The 15,763-nt window shown below is 69.3% G+C and carries 16 protein-coding genes and 1 tRNA gene; 4 read left to right on the plus strand and 13 right to left on the minus strand.

Annotation, left to right across the window (positions count from 1 at the left end; all coding sequences use genetic code 11):
• Window positions 1-5 precede the first annotated feature (5 nt).
• Both ABD333_RS19795 and ABD333_RS19800 read right to left on the minus strand, forming a co-directional pair.
• A complete protein-coding gene (locus ABD333_RS19795; RefSeq protein WP_344542915.1) occupies window positions 6-461 on the minus strand; it encodes a hypothetical protein in 456 nt (151 codons plus the stop codon).
• Between the two features lie 6 nt (window positions 462-467).
• Window positions 468-1,064, minus strand: a complete 597-nt coding sequence (locus tag ABD333_RS19800; protein WP_344542917.1) for a hypothetical protein — start codon at window positions 1,062-1,064, stop codon at window positions 468-470.
• Between the two features lie 64 nt (window positions 1,065-1,128).
• Between ABD333_RS19800 and ABD333_RS19805 the strand changes: the two genes are divergently transcribed.
• Together ABD333_RS19805 and ABD333_RS19810 are read left to right on the plus strand one after the other, a co-directional pair.
• Window positions 1,129-1,695: a dihydrofolate reductase family protein gene (locus ABD333_RS19805; RefSeq protein WP_344542919.1), complete on the plus strand. Its 567-nt coding sequence runs from the start codon at window positions 1,129-1,131 to the stop codon at window positions 1,693-1,695.
• Between the two features lie 413 nt (window positions 1,696-2,108).
• Window positions 2,109-2,873, plus strand: coding sequence for a trypsin-like peptidase domain-containing protein (locus tag ABD333_RS19810; RefSeq protein WP_344542921.1), 765 nt, complete (start codon window positions 2,109-2,111; stop codon window positions 2,871-2,873).
• Window positions 2,874-2,912: 39 nt separating this feature from the next.
• Here ABD333_RS19810 and ABD333_RS19815 read toward each other — a convergent pair whose 3' ends face one another.
• The 7 genes from ABD333_RS19815 to ABD333_RS19845 all read right to left on the minus strand — a co-directional run bounded on the left by ABD333_RS19815 (window position 2,913) and on the right by ABD333_RS19845 (window position 8,395).
• On the minus strand, window positions 2,913-3,200 hold the full coding sequence (locus ABD333_RS19815; protein ID WP_344542923.1) for a hypothetical protein: 288 nt from the start codon (window positions 3,198-3,200) through the stop codon (window positions 2,913-2,915).
• A gap of 105 nt (window positions 3,201-3,305) precedes the next feature.
• Window positions 3,306-4,220 carry an RpnC/YadD family protein gene (locus tag ABD333_RS19820; protein WP_344542925.1) on the minus strand — a complete coding sequence of 305 codons (915 nt, stop codon included), beginning with the start codon at window positions 4,218-4,220 and terminating at the stop codon, window positions 3,306-3,308.
• Between the two features lie 62 nt (window positions 4,221-4,282).
• Window positions 4,283-5,737 carry a carboxylesterase/lipase family protein gene (locus ABD333_RS19825; RefSeq protein ID WP_344542927.1) on the minus strand — a complete coding sequence of 485 codons (1,455 nt, stop codon included), beginning with the start codon at window positions 5,735-5,737 and terminating at the stop codon, window positions 4,283-4,285.
• A gap of 69 nt (window positions 5,738-5,806) precedes the next feature.
• Window positions 5,807-6,964, minus strand: coding sequence for a N(5)-(carboxyethyl)ornithine synthase (locus tag ABD333_RS19830; protein ID WP_344542929.1), 1,158 nt, complete (start codon window positions 6,962-6,964; stop codon window positions 5,807-5,809).
• Entirely contained in the window at window positions 6,961-7,377 is a 417-nt protein-coding gene (locus ABD333_RS19835) for an STAS domain-containing protein (protein WP_344542931.1), read from the minus strand. Before ABD333_RS19835 ends, ABD333_RS19830 begins: the two co-directional genes overlap by 4 nt.
• Before the next feature lie 277 nt (window positions 7,378-7,654).
• Window positions 7,655-7,729, minus strand: a tRNA-Met gene (locus tag ABD333_RS19840).
• A gap of 72 nt (window positions 7,730-7,801) precedes the next feature.
• Complete coding sequence (locus ABD333_RS19845; protein ID WP_344542933.1) at window positions 7,802-8,395, minus strand: DUF2867 domain-containing protein; 594 nt, start codon at window positions 8,393-8,395, stop codon at window positions 7,802-7,804.
• Between the two features lie 93 nt (window positions 8,396-8,488).
• Here ABD333_RS19845 and ABD333_RS19850 point away from each other — a divergent pair, with 93 nt between their 5' ends.
• Entirely contained in the window at window positions 8,489-8,965 is a 477-nt protein-coding gene (locus tag ABD333_RS19850; RefSeq protein ID WP_344542935.1) for a hypothetical protein, read from the plus strand.
• A gap of 6 nt (window positions 8,966-8,971) precedes the next feature.
• On the opposite strand, the gene ABD333_RS19855 is transcribed toward ABD333_RS19850, so the two are convergent.
• The gene (locus ABD333_RS19855; protein ID WP_344542937.1) at window positions 8,972-9,577 is read right to left on the minus strand and encodes a TetR/AcrR family transcriptional regulator; all 606 of its coding nucleotides are present in this window, start codon (window positions 9,575-9,577) and stop codon (window positions 8,972-8,974) included.
• Window positions 9,578-9,666: 89 nt separating this feature from the next.
• Between ABD333_RS19855 and ABD333_RS19860 the strand changes: the two genes are divergently transcribed.
• On the plus strand, window positions 9,667-10,506 hold the full coding sequence (locus ABD333_RS19860) for an oxygenase MpaB family protein (protein ID WP_344542939.1): 840 nt from the start codon (window positions 9,667-9,669) through the stop codon (window positions 10,504-10,506).
• 26 nt (window positions 10,507-10,532) lie between these two features.
• Here ABD333_RS19860 and ABD333_RS19865 read toward each other — a convergent pair whose 3' ends face one another.
• The 3 genes from ABD333_RS19865 to ABD333_RS19875 form a co-directional block, all read right to left on the minus strand.
• The gene (locus tag ABD333_RS19865; RefSeq protein WP_344542940.1) at window positions 10,533-11,330 is read right to left on the minus strand and encodes an SDR family oxidoreductase; all 798 of its coding nucleotides are present in this window, start codon (window positions 11,328-11,330) and stop codon (window positions 10,533-10,535) included.
• On the minus strand, window positions 11,327-12,679 hold the full coding sequence (locus ABD333_RS19870) for a cytochrome P450 (protein WP_344542942.1): 1,353 nt from the start codon (window positions 12,677-12,679) through the stop codon (window positions 11,327-11,329). The genes ABD333_RS19865 and ABD333_RS19870 overlap by 4 nt, the downstream gene beginning before the upstream one ends.
• A gap of 92 nt (window positions 12,680-12,771) precedes the next feature.
• Window positions 12,772-15,738 (minus strand): AMP-binding protein, encoded by a 2,967-nt coding sequence (locus tag ABD333_RS19875; RefSeq protein WP_344542945.1) that lies wholly within the window; start codon window positions 15,736-15,738, stop codon window positions 12,772-12,774.
• Between the last annotated feature and the right edge of the window lie 25 nt (window positions 15,739-15,763).

Genomic DNA, 15,763 nt, shown 5'->3' on the forward strand with positions numbered 1-15,763 from the left:
CAACCTCAGAAGATTCCGACCTCGGCGATCAGCTTCCGCGCGGCCTTCACGATCTGATCGGCGCCGGCGAGCGCCTTCTCGATCTCGGCCTCGTCCGCGCCGTCCCCGGGGAACGCCGGATACTCAAGCTCGTTGCGGCGGATGCGCAGTCCCCTGAACGGCCTGAACACCTCGCCGAACTGGGCGCGCAACGCCTCGTCCACGACCAGATGCCCGCCCTTGGTCGTCGGCCGGAGCCCCTGGTGGGCGAGCAACGCGGTGCCGGCGAGCCGCGCCGCGTCATAGGCCAGCACGTACGCACTATCCCGATCGGTATCAGCGAGCACAACAGCCGAGGCATGAGTGCGCTGTGCCTTGGCCAGCCAGGGTTCGCCGTCGGCGGCCGGACCCTGCACCTTCTGGAGTTCCCCGGTGGCGATCATCCGTTCGATGACGGCCTCGCCTCGTGCCCATCGCGCCATGACACCTCACCCGTCCGCCGGAAGGTCACCGTACGCGACCACGAACGGCGACGCCTTGACCTGCTGGACGAGCGGATCAGAATCGGTCAGCCACCGCCCGGCGGGCCGCACGACCGGATTGACCGGCAACCCCAACCGATCCTGAGCCGCCTCCGCCGCCTCGTAGACGCCATCACGATCGACGTCGTCCCCCAGCACGAGCACGTCCACGTCGTTCGGCGCCGGCCCCGCCTCACCCCCATAACGCCGCGCCCACGACCCGAAGATCAACACCGCCCGCACTCCCGCCACTCCCCCGAACGCGTCCCCCACAGCCACCTGAGGCCCGAACGTCAACGTGAGGAGCAGGGCAAGAGCATCAGCGACCCGGTGCCCGGTATTGGCCCGCAACAGCCGCGAACGCCCCACCTGCCGCGCGGTGATCAGCTCCGCGTCCAGCAGCCGTCCCACCTCGCCGTGCAGCGTGGACATCGACACCCCCAGCCGCCTGGAGAGCTCGGCCAGCGTGAAGTCCTGCTCCGGATGGAAGAACAGCACGGTCAGCAGATCAGCCTGATGCCGCGACCGGAAGATCGGCAACAGCGGCGGCGCATCACTTCGCATAACCCGAATATATCTCCGACCTAACCGAAGATGAGTCCAGCCGCCCCCGCAGGTCTACCTCCCTATGAGAGACCTGATCGTCACCGAGAACATCACCCTCGACGGAGTCATCGACGCGACCGAAGGATGGTTCAACGTCGCCAACGATCCCGATATCGACCAGACCGACCTCATCGAGACACTCCGCGAACACACCGAAGCGGCCGACGGCCTGCTCCTGGGCCGCGTGACGTTCGAGCAGATGCGAGGCTATTGGCCGCACCAGTCCGACGACCCGTCCGGCGTCAGCGACTACCTCAACAGAGTGTCCAAGTACGTGGTCTCCAGCACGATGCAAGACCCCGCCTGGGAAAACACCACCATCCTGAACGGCCCTCTCAACGACGAGATCCAGGCCCTCAAGTCCCAGCCGGGCAAGGACATCGTCACAACCGGCAGCATCAAACTCGTCCACGCGCTCATCAACGCCGACCTGGTAGACGAGTACCGCCTCTTCGTCTACCCAACGGTCCTTGGCCAAGGCGAACGCCTCTTCCCCAACGCAACCCGAATCCCAAAGCTGCACCTAGCAGAAACCCGCCCCTTCCGCTCAGGCATAACCCTCCTGCGCTACCGCCCCAAAACTCCCTAACCCGCAACAAGCTCGACCAGCGCCTTCCAACTGAGGCAGACCCTTCGCGCCATGCCCCTCACGCAGGCCACCCACACGCAAGCCGGAGGCCGCGAGCGCCAGTACACGTGTACTCAGAGCCAGCGGAGATCAAAGTCGTCGCGTACCGAAGGCCCGGAACATCGATGACCGCGACCGCGGCTACTACCTGACCGGCCACGGAACGGCCGCGATCGAGGTGTGGGACGAACCGGTCGTCATGAAGCGCGTCGATACGACGGGCGTCTACATCCTCGATCAGGTGGCCCTCGACTGGCAGGTGGCCCGCGTCAGTGCGCGTCGAAGTGTCGGCCGATCGCTGAGCCCTGGACATGTCGCGACAGCCGTCGTTTACTGACAGACGTCACTGTTTGTTTGAGACGGGAGCGGTTCTCATGTCACGAACAATGCGCGGCCGGGCGGCGAAGGCTCTCGCCGTCCTCTCCCTTGCGACCGGCATCTCGGCTGTCACCTCCCCAGCGGCGAACGCCGCCGTCACGCTCGGCGGCGGCAGCGGCATCGCCTTCGACGCGGGCGCTCCCGGGGAGCCGACGGCGACCACCACCGGCGGCTGCACGCTGACCGCCGTGGGACACGACCGGTCCGGCAACCTGGTCGGACTGACCAACGCCCACTGCTTCATCACCAGCGACGGCACGAAGCTCGTCGGCGAGGACGTCTACCGCGACAAGAGCCCGTCGGGAACGAGCACGAACTGGGCCTCCAAGGTGGAGGCCGACCTGGAGGCCGGGGTCATCGGCAAGGTGACCTACGTGAGCACGCCCAACAACCTCCTGTCCGGAGGCCCTCCCGGCCTGGACTTCGCAGTGATCAAGCTTGACCCGGCCAAGGTCGACCCGACTCCCACGGTCGGCGGAGTCACGCTCACCTCGATCGGGCCTCCCCCGGCCAACGGCACCATCATGTGCAAGGAAGGCCACACGACCGGCCTGACCTGCGGCATGAAGGTGGGCACCAGCGGCAAGTGGTTCACCCACACCATCTGGACGTGGGCGGGCGACTCAGGCTCACCCGTGGCGGTCGGCCAGACCCTCGTCGGCAACGCCTGGGGCGCACAGCACGGCTCGCCCATCCTGAGCATCCTCGACGAGATGAAGGCCAACGGCGGCGTAGGCGCCGGCTTCCGCCTGGCGACCTGATGTGCCTGGGCCCGGCGGCGTGTGCTGCCGGGCCCAACATCACTCGGCGAAGAGCTCCTCGATGCGGCCAATCTCGAGGACCCGGTCCAGCCACCGTTCAAGCTGGTCGATGTCCAGACAAGCCCGGATGCGCGCCTCAGACTCAGCATCCACCGCGATCCCGCACTTCGCGAGCATGCGCAGAAGCGACGTCGCCAAGCCCTCCGCCTTGCCCTCCGCTTTGCCCTTCGCTTTGCCCTTCGCTTTGCCCTTCGCTTTGCCCTTTCGCTTGCCCTCTTCGTAAAGGCTGCGGAAGAGGTCACTGGCGTATTCGTACTGGGTACTCATGAGCGCTCCTTCAGGAACTGGCCCCGAGGTTCCACCAGCGTGGACATCCGAAGATCGAGGTGATGCGCGTCGAAGGCGACGGCAACCGCCGACCCCCGGCCCCGATCACTCGGCGAAGAGCTCCTCGATGCGGGTGACGTCGAGGACCCGGTCCAGCCACCGTTCAAGCTGGTCGGTGTCCAGGCAAGCCCGGATGCGCGCCTCGGACTCAGCGTCGACCGCGATCCCGCGCTTCGCGAGCATGCGCAGAAGCGACGTCGCCAAGCCCTCCGCTTTGCCCTCCGCCTTGCCCTCCGCCTTGCCCTCCGCCTTGCCCCTCGCTTCGCCCTTTCGCTCGCCCTCTTCGTGGAGGCCGCGGAAGAGGTCGCTGGTGTATTCGTACTGTGTACTCATGAGCAGCTCCTTCAGGAAGTGGCCCCTGGGTTCCACCAGCGTGGACATCAGAAGGTCGAGGTAGTGCTTCTTCTTGTCGTCGTCCGCGGCGGCGAGCGCCTCGGCCACCACCTCAAGGATAACTTCCCCGTCCGCGCCGTCGCCGTGCATGAGCCCTGACATGACCGCCAGCTCCACGTCGGCGGCCGCGTCCTCCAGGCTCGTGACCTTCTTGAGGGACACGGGGCTGATGACCAGTGGTTTGAGGATCAGTCCCGGATGGCCCAGGTCGATCGGCGCCGCGCAGGCGGAGACTTCCGTGGCGTCTGGGCAGACGACGAGAAGCACCGACGGGCAGTCGTTGTAGTAACGAGCGGAGGCCAGGTACATCGGCCAGCTCCGGTGCTTGCCCTTCTCGAAGCGCATCTGGACTTCGTAGACCACCGCCAGCCTGGCGGTGCCCGATCCGTCGCGGAAGACGATCGTCTTGTCCTTGGCGAGCGGCCTGACTTCGGTGGCGTCTTCCGAGGTGAGTTGCGCCTGACAGTTCTCGGGCACGGCAACGCCCATTTGGGCGCAGAGGTGTCGAGCCAGATCGGGATTCTCTCTAATGAGGATTAACGGGGCCTCATGCTTTTTTGACGGCATGACGGCAAAGTTATGGGACGCCGGACACGCTTCGTGTCCGAACGACTACATGTCACGGTTTGTCACGGCGTCCAGGTCAGGCGGTCTTCGGCTCGGGGGTCGGGGACGACCTCGTTCTTGATGCCGTCGAAGACCTTGACCGAACGGGTGGACGGGTCGAAGCGCGGCCAGCCCGGGTCGCCGTGGACCGCGAAGTCGACCCAGGCCTTGTGCATGACGTCGGCCAGGGCCTGGGGCGGGTTCTCGCCCGCCATGCCGAGGGCGTCGGGCGAGCGCAGGTTGTCGAAGACGAAGCCGAGTTCGAGGGCGTGGCAGGCGCCCAGGTCCAGGTTGGGCGAGCACCAGGCGAACTCGTACATCCAGGTCGGCGTGTGGGTCTCGGCCACGCGGTTGGCGGGCAGGCGGAAGAAGCTGTCGGTGATCAGCAGGGCCAGTACCTCACCGGCCGACAGGTCGGCGTGACGGTCACGGTAGGCGGCGGTGACGGAAGGGGCGATGCCGAAGCCGGTGGCGACGAAGTTGACCAGGTCGGGCGTGAGGACGTCGGCGAGGCCGTTCGGCATCAGGAAGAGGCGGAACTCCTCGGCCGTGTAGCCGATGAGCAGGTCCACGCCGCGGCCCGCGCCGTCGGCGATCGCGTCCTCGGCGCGCCGGACGTAGAGGTCGTCGTCCAGCACCGGCATGAGCGACATGGCGGCCGCCGCGGTCGTCCGGCCCCAGCGGCCGGGGTCGGGCAGTGCGGCGACCTCGGCGGCGACCGCGGCCTGCACCGGGATGATCGTGGCCGGGTCGAGCGCGGCGAAGCCCTCGGCGGTGGGTTCGACACCGAGCCGGACGGCCATCTCCTTGGTGACCAGCAGCGCGTCGTCGGGCGACTGGGCGATGCTGCCGGCACCGGACTGCGCGATCGCCCGGTGGAAGAGACCCAGGTCGAGCGAGAGCAGCGTGGTGACGCTCATCGCGCCGGCCGACTCGCCGAACACCGTGACCTGGTCCGGGTCGCCACCGAAGGCCGTGATGTTGTCACGGACCCATTCGAGTGCCGCGATCTGGTCGCGCAGCCCGCGGTTGAGCGGCGCGCCCGGCAGGTTGGCGAAGCCCTCGACGCCCAGCCGGTAGTTGATCGTCACGCACACCACGCCGTCGCGCGCGAACGTCCGGCCGTTGTAGATGTCCACCGCGCCCGAGCCGTTGCGGAACGCTCCGCCGTGGATCCACACCATGACAGGCAGCCCGGAGCCACCGGGAGTCCACACGTTCAGGTTGAGGCAGTCGTCACCCGGCACCACAGGGTCGGGCAGGAGCGTGTCGTACGGCTTCGGATAGCGCGGCTTGGGCACGGTCGGCCCGTACTGCGTGGTGTCGCGCACGCCCTCCCAGGCCTCGGGTGGCCGGGGTGCCTGGAAACGGTGGGGGCCGAACGGCGGTGCGGCGTAGGGAATGCCCAGATAGGCCGCGACGCCGTCCTCGATCTTGCCGCGCACCTTGCCGTACGTCGTCCGAACAACCGTCTCCATGCGCCCCACCCGTTCTAGAACGAAGTTCAAACGAGCGTACGCGAGCGGCCGTCCTCCACGAAACCGGCGTCAGGCGGTGCGCCGCTCCCCGTGCGGGTAACTCGCCTCGCGTCCCTGGAAGGACAGGATCGCCGGATTCCGTACGACTCCCCCGCGGATGTCGATGGCGCGCCGGATCGTCTGATCGGCGTCCCAGGCCGCCGGGCCGGCGAGCACCGTCCGCAGATGCGGGAGCAGTGCCTGGCTGATCTCCCAGGTGGCCGAGTCCCACAGGTACGACGGGCTGTGGTCGACGCCGTAGTAGCGGACGTTGTCGCCCACCGTGAACATCGGCTCGATGAACGTGGTCGGCCGGGCCCATTCGAACCCCATCCCGGCGTCGCAGGACACATCGACGATGAGCGTGCCCGGCGCGAACGTCTTCAGCTCGTCCGCCGCGGCGAACATCAGCGGGGCGTCGGTGTTCTGCAGCACGCAGTTGACGATGATGTCGTGCCCGGCGAGGAAGGCGGCCATCGGCACCGGCGTCCCGTCGACGAGGGCACGGGTGCGGGACGGCCGGTCGGCGTCATGGTCGAAGTGGACGATGCTCGACGAGTGGATCGGCGAGGCCACCGCGGTGACCCCGCGGTGGGTGAGGACATGCACGTCGTGGACGCCGTGCGCGTTGAGGGCGGTCACCGCGCCGCGCGCGGTCGCTCCGAAGCTGATGACGGCCGCCCGCAACCGGCGGCCGTAGTCGCCGGTCACTCCCGTGAGCGCAAGGGCGTGCAGGACCGAGGAGTAGCCCGCCAGTTCGTTGTTCTTGTGGAAGACGTGCAGGTTGAATCCACCGTCGGGGGACCAGTGGTTCATCGCCTCGAACGCGATGAGCGTCAGCCTGCGGTCGATGGCCAGCTGCGTGACCTCCCGGTCCTGGACGCAGTGCGGCCAGCCCCAGAGGATCTGCTCTTCGCGCAGCTCCGCCAGGTCCTGCGCCAGGGGCTTGGGATTGAGGATGACGTCGCATTCCGCGATGACCCGGTCGCGCGGAAGCATCCCGGCGACCAGGGGGGCCAGTTGCTCGTCCGACATCCCGAAGTCGTCGCCGTACCCGCGTTCGAGGAAGATCTTCGAACGCAGCACGGGCTCGATCCGCGCCAGGTGAAGCGGGTGGATCGGCAGCCGTCGCTCGTTCTCCTTGCGCGACCGGGCCATCACACCGAGGCTGAGCTTCGGTGTGATCAACGGAGGACCGACGCCTTGGCGCAGGACGGCCTGACGGCGGCGTGCCGGGTGAGCGGCCATGCGAGCGCGTCGGCCACGGTCGCGCGGACGGTGAAGTCGCGCTCCAACCCGGTGGCGTGCAGCAGCTTGGTCAGCTGGGGGCAGGGCGCCGCCACCACGAGGGCGACACCGAGCACGGAGGCACGGCGGCGCACGGAGGTCAGCACGGTCAGTCCGGTCGCGTCGCAGAACGACACGGCCGCGAGGTCGAGGATCAGCAGGCGCGTGTCGGTCCGGGGCACGGCCGAGAGCCGTTCCCGCAGGGACGGCGCGGTGGCGAGGTCGAGCTCGCCGCGCAACCGGGCGACGGTGTACGCGGGTCTGCGGAGCACGGACAGGGTTTCCACCTTACGGGTGGCATGGCTGGGCGTCACGGGGAATCTCCATCGCCGACCTGCGGGAACACGCAGGTCTGAATCAGGGGGAATGCGATCGGCCGGTGGGCTTTCGTACCGGCGGGCGGGTGCCGCCGGGAAGCCGCTGCGGCTTGCGTCGAGGCGAATCGCCCCGAGAAGTAGGCCCTACGACCGGCTAGACGAGAGTCTACGCGCTCTACTCCCCTAATAACAGAAAATCCTCAACATTTCTTCCCCGGACGCTAACAATACTTCGTGCCCGGGCCCCTTGAACGCGACCCGGGCTTCGATTCAGTGGCGGGGACAGGATTTGAACCTGCATAACCCGGCTTATGAGACCGGTGGGCTTCCGAATTGCCTCCACCCCGCGTCGACACCTCAACGATAGGAAACACCACCGACATCAGGCAATCGATTTACCCGCCCGCCCGAGCGGGCTCGATCATCCGGCCGCCGGAGCGGACTGCCGCCAGCCTCGCTCGATCAGTCTCAGCAGCACCGGGAACACGAGCAGACGCCGGAACGGCATGATCGCCGCCAGGTACGCGGCGCCGAACCGCCCGTTGCCCTTCACCAGGACCGTCAGCTGCCCCCGGTAGCCGCCCGACCCGTCCGGGACCCAGCCGACGTGCATGATCGTGTGCACGGTCCGGTTGGCCATCTCCGCCGCCCACTCGTCGTGGAGCTGGTAGAGCGAGGTGAACGGGACGCCCTCGAACTCCGGACCCCGAGGCGCGGCGACCAGATCGTCCGGCATGCGCGTCATGAGCGACGGCACCCGCCGGCCGATGCCGTCCTTCTCGCGGTCCCAGCCCAACAGCGCGCCGAGCTTCCACCGGACGTTCCAGACCACGCGCACGGGAAGCGGCGCACCGGCGGGGAAGTCGGCAGAGATCAGGCTCGACACCATCCGCGGTAGGTCGTCCGGGCCGCCGCCCGGCGTCCGCACCGCCCACACGTCTTCGGTCTGGAAGTCGGCGGCGATCTCGTGGACGCGCCATGGCCGCGTCCTGTGCTCGGTCTTCGACAGCCTCACGCTCGTACCTCCGGCTCGCTCGACCTACGTACATGCATGTACGTATGTTACGTTGCCGATCGGTGGCATCTACCGGAGAGAAGAACAGGTGAAATGAAGATCACAACGACCGAGACGACCGTCGTCCAGCAGCACGAGCTCCCCGCGGCGATCCGCGCGACGAGCCCGATCACCGACTACGCCGACGCCTTCACGCTGGTCGCGAGCGACGCCGGGTGCTGGACGCCGGAACAGTGGGCCCGCGCGCTGTTCGAGGACGTCGCCGCCCTCATGGGCCAGTTCGTCTGGCGGGTGCTGCTCGGCCTGCGCCTGAGGTGGCGCCGTTCGGTGACGTCCGTGGCCGGGTGGAGGATCGCCGAACGCGGCGACGGCTGGATCAGGCTGGAGGCCCGCGGCTGGATGCTCACCGGCCACCTGGTCGTCCACATCGAGACCGACCGGGTGACGCTGGCGACGTTCATCCGCTATGACCGCCGTATCGCCGCCCGCGTCTGGACGACGCTGTCACGCGTCCACCGCGACGAGGCTTCCGGCCTGCTTCGCGACGCCCTCAAGACACTTCGCGCCTGAAGGGCCTCAGTGCGGGTGGAGCATGCGGGTCAGGTGGTCGCGGGCGAAGGCGCGGATGGCGGACTCGTCGTCCAGGGCCAGGCCGCCGCCGGGGACGAGCAGCAGGGAGACCGCGACGCGCAGGAGCACCTCGGCGACCGTCGTGAAGTCCTGAGGGTCGTCCGGCCGGGCGCGGCGCAGGCGGTCGGCGAGGATGTCGCGGGCGGCGACCATGACGGCGCCACCGTTCATGCTGAGCTGCGGCAGGAACGCCTCGGGCTCGCTCTGCAGGACCCGCGTCATGAGCGGGTGGGTGCGCGCGCCCTGGAGGCCGGCGACGAAGCCCTCGACCACGGCGTCCTCGGGGGTGGGCAGGTCTTCGGTCGCGGCGGCGATGGCGGTGAGGAAGCGGCGCACCTCGCGCAGGATCACGGCCTGGAGGAGCTGCTCCTTGTTGGTGAACCGGCGGTAGATCGTCGTGCGGGCGACTCCGGCGCGCTTGGCGACGTCCTCGACGCTGACGCGGCGCAGCCCGTACGTCTCGAACTCCGCCAAGGCGGCATCGAGGATCCGGGTGTCCAGATCGTCGGTGTCGGGGGCGGCGGCGAGCAGCCCGGTCAGCGAGGCTTCCATGGTCATAACCCTATTGCCTACTGTATCGCGAGACGAGACACAGCTACAATATTCGTAGTTCTGTCTCCCTGCTTCTCCTGGCGGTGCGCATGACCAAGGACCCCGAGTCGCTCGGCCCGGACTCATTGACCTGGCGGCACTTCGGCGACACGCGGATGTTGCTGGTCGGACCACGTGCGGCCGTCCTGCAGAACATGCTTCCCGCCCTCGGTCAGGGAGTTCTGGACCACTCGGTCTTCTTCTCCGAGACGTTCGCCCGTCTCAAGCGTTCGGCCGGGCCGATCCTCAACACGGTGTACGGCGGCTCGCGGTCGGCGGAGACCGGACGGCAGGTCCGCGATTACCACCGCGAGATCAAGGGCACGATGCCGGACGGCTCCCGCTATCACGCGCTCGATCCGGAGACCTACTTCTGGGCGCACGCGACCTTCCTCGAGACCATGCTGTACGGGACCGAGACGTTCATCCGGCCTCTCAGCGAGGCCGAGAAGCGCCGGATCTACGAGGAGTCCAAGACCTGGTTCCGCCTGTACGGGGTGAGCGACCGGAGCATGCCCGAAGACTGGGAGGCCTTCCAGGCGTACTGGAAGCACATGCTCGAAGAGGTCATCGTCCCGCACAAGACCGCCCGCTACGGCGTCGGCTACGCCACCAAGGGCCTGCCCGCCCCGCCCAAGGTCCCGGCCAAGCTGTGGCGTACGGTCTCGCCGCCGCTCAACTCCGTGGCCCGCTTCATCACGGTGGGCGGCATGCATCCCCGCATGCGCGAGCTCCTCAACCTGCCGTGGAGCGCCGCCGACGAACGCCGCTATCAGCGCTTCGCAGCCGGAGTACGACGGCTCAACCGCGCCTGGCCACTGCTGCCAGAGGCCGTCCGCTACCTCCCGCAGGCGAGAGCAGCCTTCCGCCGCAACGGCCGCCCCCGCTAGGGGACGGCCGTCTTCGCTGGGGTGGGTCAGGTGCGGATGCGGGCGTCGTAGGACTTGCGTGCGTCCGTGTCGTACTCCAGGAAGATTTTGTCGAGGCCGTAGCGGCGCGCGATGGCCTGCTTGAGGCGGTCCGGGAAGAGACCGCCCAAGCGGATCTGGGCGGCGAGCTTCGCCGGGACGGTGACCTGCGCGCGGGGCCTGCCGACGAGCGCGACGACGGCCGCCGCGATGTCCTCGGGCTCGGCGTTCTTCTGGCCCTTGGGGCTGCGGGTGCCCGCGATCAGGTCGGTGTTGGTGAACGTGGGCAGCACCGCCGAGACGTGGACGCCGCGCTCCTGTACCTCCAGCCGCGTGGCCTCGGTGAACGCGATGACGGCGGCCTTGCTCGCGTTGTAGAGGGCCAGTCCGGGCGTCGGCAGCACGCCCGCGATCGAGGCGATGTTGATGACGTGGCCGTGTCCGCGCGGGAGCATGCGGTCAAGGGCGAGCTTGGTGCCGAGCATGACGCCGTGCACGTTGATGTCCATGCACCGGCGCGCGTCGGCGTCGCTCTCGGCCGTGACCGGGCCGATCGGCATGATGCCCGCGTTGTTGACGAGCACGTCGAGCCCGCCTGTCTCGGCCTTGCCTAGGAACGCCTCGAACGACTCGCGCGAGGTGACGTCGACCGTGAACGCCTGGACGCCGAGCCGGTCGCCGGCCTCCTTGGCGGCCTCCTCGTCGATGTCACCGATCACGACCGTGGCGCCCTTGGCCTTCAGCGCGCGGGCGGTGGCGAAGCCGATGCCGCGCGCCGCGCCGGTGATGGCGATGACCTTGCTCATGAAATCAACTCCAGTTTGACGGGCAGCCCGTCCTTGGGCGACGGCAGTGAGGTCGTGTCGAGCGGCCACTCGTACCGCGCGGGCACACGCCACCGGTACCGCTGGACGAACTGGTGCAGGATGCTCTTGACCTGCATCCCGGCGAAGTGCATGCCGATGCACTTGTGCGCGCCGCCGCCGAACGGCGCCCACGCGTACTTGTGGACCTTGTCCTCGCGGCGGTCGTCGGCGAAGCGTTCGGGGTCGAACCGTTCGGGGTCCGGCCACCACTGGCGCATGTGGTGGTTGGTCAGCGCCGGAACGACGACGGTCGTCCCGGCGGGGATGTGGTAGCCGAGGATCGAGGTGTCCTTGACGACCCGCCGCGGCAGCGCGGGCACGGGGGCCAGCAGCCGCGTCGCCTCCTTCATCACCAGGTCGATCGACTTGAGTTCGGCGAGGTCGTCGAACTCCAGCACCGGCTTTCCGAGGGCCGACGACTCCTCCCGCACCCGTTCCTGCCACTCGGGGTACTTGGCGAGGTAGTACGCCATCGTCGTGAGCGTGATCGTGGTGGTGTCGTGCGCCGCCATCAACGCGAAGATCATGTGGTTGACGACGTCGTCGTCGGTGAAGCGATGGCCGTCGTCGGTCTCCGCCTGGCACAACGCGGCGAACAGGTCGTCGCCGCCGTCGCGCCGCTTGGCGGGCAGGTGCGCACGGAAGAAGGCCTCCAGTTCCTTGCGCGCCCTGAGGCCCTTGTGCCAGCGCAGCCCGGGCACCGGGAAGCGCACGTAGGCGGTGCCGGCGCGGACGGCGTCGATGAACGCGCCGTTGACCCGGTCGGCCTCGGCACGTTCCAGTTCCACGCCCATGAAGACGTCCGTCGCCAGGTCGAGCGTGAGCTGCTTGAGGTGGTCGTACACCTTGAACCCGCCGCCCGGCCGCCAGGCGTCGAGGCCCTTGCCGATCCCGGGCGCCATGGCCTCCATGTAGGAGCGCAGCCGCGCCTGGGTGAACGCCTGCTGCATGATGCGCCGGTGGTGCAGGTGCTCCTCGAAGTCCAGCAGCATGATGCCGCGGTTGAAGAACGGCCCGATGAAGTAGCTCCAGGCGGGTCCGTTCGAGAACGCCTTGTCCCGGTTGACCAGCACCACTTCGGCGGCCTCGGGTCCCTGAACGGTGACGATCCGCTGGCCGAGCAGCCAGCCCCAGGAGACCGGGCCGAACTGTGCGTACCGCTTCCGGGCGACCCCGAACGGGTTGCGCATGACCTGGACCGTGTTGCCGATGTACGGGAGGCCGGGTGCTCCGACCACCGGCTTGAGGTCACTGCCTCGGGGTGGTGCTGCGAGGATGCTCGTGCCCATGGGCCCTCCGGGCGCCCGGCCGCGCCGGACGTGCAACAGATGTGCGGAATATGTAGCTTTGTTGTAACGCACACGACGACCGGATGTCCAGATCAGCGGACCTTGGCGGCGGACTGGTTGCGGATGATGCGGCGGCGCGCGGTGTCGGTGAGGAGCCGGTACGCGCCGGAACGGTCGCGGTAGTACGTACGCCCGTCGGCGGGCACCGGAACGCCCTCGTCGCGCAGTGGCGCCGTGCGCAGACGGCGTCCGGCGGTGACCGGGATGTCGTCCACGACCCGGACGACCGCGGGACGCAGCTCCGGCTCCACCCGCAGCAGCGCCTCCGACAGGTCGACCGGCCTGATCTCGCCGTCGCCGCGCAGGGTGACGGCGGCCGCGGCCATCTCGGTGTCGCCGAACGGGATGCCGTAGACGGCGACCGCGTCGATGTAGGGCAGATCGCCGAGGGCGTCGCGGATGGGGCCCGGCGGCACGATGCCCTCGGCCGTGCGGATCAGCTCGGCGTCCCGGCCGACCAGCCAGAAGTCCCCGTCGGCGTCGCGCCGGAACAGGTCGCCGGTGATCGTCCAGGCGTCCTCGGGCCGGAACACCCCGCGCACCACCCGGGCGGTCGTGGCGACCCGTCCCGGCTTGACCCGCGCGACCAGCATGCCGATCTCGTTCGGCTCGCATTCCTGGGCGAAGCCGTCCGGTCCCTCGATGAGGCGCCCGTTCTCCAGCTCGTAGCGCGCGAGCCGTACCTCGGCGCTGCCGGGCAGCGGGCGGCCCAGCGAGCCGGGCTTCTTGCCGCTCAGGTTGACCAGGATCGCCTCGACCTCGGTGGTGGCGTAGAACTCCAGCACGCGCGCGGGCGCGAACCGGTCCTCGACCCGCCGCCACAGCCCGCGCGGCATGCCGGAGCCGATGAACAACCGCACCGGATGGTGCCGTTCGCCCGGATGCGGCGGCGCGTTCACCAGGTCGCGCAGCAGCGACCAGGTGTACGAGGCGACGGTGACGCCGTAACGCCGCGCCTCGTCCCAGAACGTCTCCGGGTCGTACGCGCTGGCCAGCGCCAGGCGGGCGCCGCCCGCGACGGCTCCGCCGAGGCTCATCATCAGCGCGGACGGATGATGCAGCGGCGTGATGCTGAAGACCGTGTCGGCCGGGGAGAGCGCGGCCGACGAGGCGGTGCCGAACGCCGACAACGCCCAGCGCCGGTTGGTGATGCGGCTCGCCCGCAGGTGTTCGCCGTCTCCGGTGAAGATCACGAACGCGGTGTCGCCCGCGCGACCGGGGTTGGGCCGGTACCAGCCGGGCAGCGGGACCTCGTCCGGGTCGATGCGTTCCATGTCCGTGAGCGGCAGCCCGAGGTCGCGCTCCCCTCCCCCGCCGCCGAGCAGGTAGCACGGCACGTCGCCGGAGAGCTCGCAGGCGCGCGAGGCGTTCTGCGGGTCGGCCACGATCCGGGTGACACGGCCGAGATGGATCTCACGCGCCAGGTCGCCGTCGGGCCGGTGCAGCACCGCGACCGCGCCGAGGCGGCTCAGCGCGGCGACGAGCGCCAGCGCGCTCGGCCTCGTCTCCATGTAGACGCCCACCGCGTCGCCCTGCCGGACGCCGATGCTGATGAGCCCGCGCACGACGGCGTCGATGCGCTTCTTGGCCGCGCCCTGGGTGTGCGCCCGCCCCTGGTAGAGGAAGAAGACGTCGTCCGGCGCCCGCCGTGCGTGCTCGTCGAGGAGCAGCCCGAGCGACATGCGGGTGTCGGACTGGATGCGTTCGAGACGGGCGAGGCGCGGCAGGTTCTGCGCGGCCTCACCGGCGAGCTGGCGTCCGCCGCGTACGGCACGGGAGACCGTCACCGCGGCCGAACGCACGGCACTCGCGCCGACACCGGTCGCGAGCTGCACGCCGTAGCCGACCGTCCCGCCGGGCGGGCTCGCGGTCGACGCACCCTCCTCGCCCTCGACCGGCACGACGATCTCGGGCAGGTCGGCCTGCCCGGCGCGCCACTTCGCCCAGCCGGCGACGGCGGGCCACGTCTGCGCCATCGCGAGCGTGCCCACCACCAGGCCGAAGTGCCCGGCGCGCAGGGACGCCTCGTACACCCTGGCCCGTGGCGCCGCCCGGCGGATGCCGCGCACCATCGGCGGCGGCGCGATCTCGTCGACCTCGCCGACGAACGTCAGCACCGGGCACGAGATGTCGGCCAGCGTCACGAGGCGGTCGCCGATGACGAAGCCGCCGGTGAGCATCCGGTTGTGCTGGATGAACTGCCGCAGGAACTCCGCCAGCGCGGGTCCCGGCCAGGCCACCCAGCCCTCACGTTCGAGGAAGCGCCGCTGGCGCTCGCGCGGCGCGAGCCGTTCCCGGTCGTGCAGCTGCCGGATGAAGTCGATGCGGCTGCGCACCGACTTGACCGGGCTGAGCAGCTGGAACCCGGTGCGCGTCACCCATCCCGGCACCGCGACGCTGCCGAGCAGCCGGTCGGGGATGCGCCCCGCGCCCTCGGCGGCGACCCAGCTCGGCAGCCCGAACGGCAGCCCGACGCTGATGTCGGCGGGGCTGCCGAACGTGATCAGTGACGCGATGCCCTCGCTGCGGCGGTACGCGGCGGCCTGGTAGACGAACATGCCGCCCTGCGAGTAACCGGCGAGGTGCACGTCCTGGCCGGTGGCGTCCCGGATGCGGTCGATCGCGTCGCTCACCGCCAGCACGTGGTCGGTGACGGTGCGCTCCAGCCCGCCCGGCTCGCGTTCGGGCGCGCCGAAGTCGATCACCCATGGATCGACGCCGAGCTCGCTCAGCACACCCACCGCGCTCACCCGCGAGGAGATGTCGTACACCTCGGCGGTGATCATCAGCGGCGGTACGAGCAGCACCACGGGCCCCGCGCCCTCCGGGAAGTAGTGCCGCAGCCGGTAGATCCGTTGCTCCGTCACCACTTCGAACGGCGAGGCGTCGGCGTCCGTATCGAGGTCGAGCCCGCCGAACCGCGCCACCTCCAGCGCGTTCTGGGCGGTGGAACCCAGGCGCGAGCCCAGGCGGAGGAGCGCTTTGGCAACAGGGGGCATCGTGCCATGTTGTCCGTTGCGGACA

This window comes from Actinomadura fulvescens, assembly GCF_039533225.1.
In the GTDB taxonomy this organism is placed as follows: Bacteria; Actinomycetota; Actinomycetes; order Streptosporangiales; family Streptosporangiaceae; genus Spirillospora; species Spirillospora fulvescens.

Excerpts from the sequence above, each read along its gene's own strand:
- ABD333_RS19865 (WP_344542940.1), bottom strand. The coding sequence starts at position 11,330 with ATGAGCAAGGTCATCGCCATCACCGGCGCGGCGCGCGGCATCGGCTTC.
- ABD333_RS19825 (WP_344542927.1), bottom strand. The coding sequence starts at position 5,737 with ATGGAGACGGTTGTTCGGACGACGTACGGCAAGGTGCGCGGCAAGATC.
- ABD333_RS19805 (WP_344542919.1), top strand. The coding sequence starts at position 1,129 with ATGAGAGACCTGATCGTCACCGAGAACATCACCCTCGACGGAGTCATC.
- ABD333_RS19795 (WP_344542915.1), bottom strand. The coding sequence starts at position 461 with ATGGCGCGATGGGCACGAGGCGAGGCCGTCATCGAACGGATGATCGCC.
- ABD333_RS19850 (WP_344542935.1), top strand. The coding sequence starts at position 8,489 with ATGAAGATCACAACGACCGAGACGACCGTCGTCCAGCAGCACGAGCTC.
- ABD333_RS19820 (WP_344542925.1), bottom strand. The coding sequence starts at position 4,220 with ATGCCGTCAAAAAAGCATGAGGCCCCGTTAATCCTCATTAGAGAGAAT.
- ABD333_RS19875 (WP_344542945.1), bottom strand. The coding sequence starts at position 15,738 with ATGCCCCCTGTTGCCAAAGCGCTCCTCCGCCTGGGCTCGCGCCTGGGT.
- ABD333_RS19800 (WP_344542917.1), bottom strand. The coding sequence starts at position 1,064 with ATGCGAAGTGATGCGCCGCCGCTGTTGCCGATCTTCCGGTCGCGGCAT.
- ABD333_RS19815 (WP_344542923.1), bottom strand. The coding sequence starts at position 3,200 with ATGAGTACCCAGTACGAATACGCCAGTGACCTCTTCCGCAGCCTTTAC.
- ABD333_RS19855 (WP_344542937.1), bottom strand. The coding sequence starts at position 9,577 with ATGGAAGCCTCGCTGACCGGGCTGCTCGCCGCCGCCCCCGACACCGAC.
- ABD333_RS19810 (WP_344542921.1), top strand. The coding sequence starts at position 2,109 with ATGTCACGAACAATGCGCGGCCGGGCGGCGAAGGCTCTCGCCGTCCTC.
- ABD333_RS19870 (WP_344542942.1), bottom strand. The coding sequence starts at position 12,679 with ATGGGCACGAGCATCCTCGCAGCACCACCCCGAGGCAGTGACCTCAAG.
- ABD333_RS19860 (WP_344542939.1), top strand. The coding sequence starts at position 9,667 with ATGACCAAGGACCCCGAGTCGCTCGGCCCGGACTCATTGACCTGGCGG.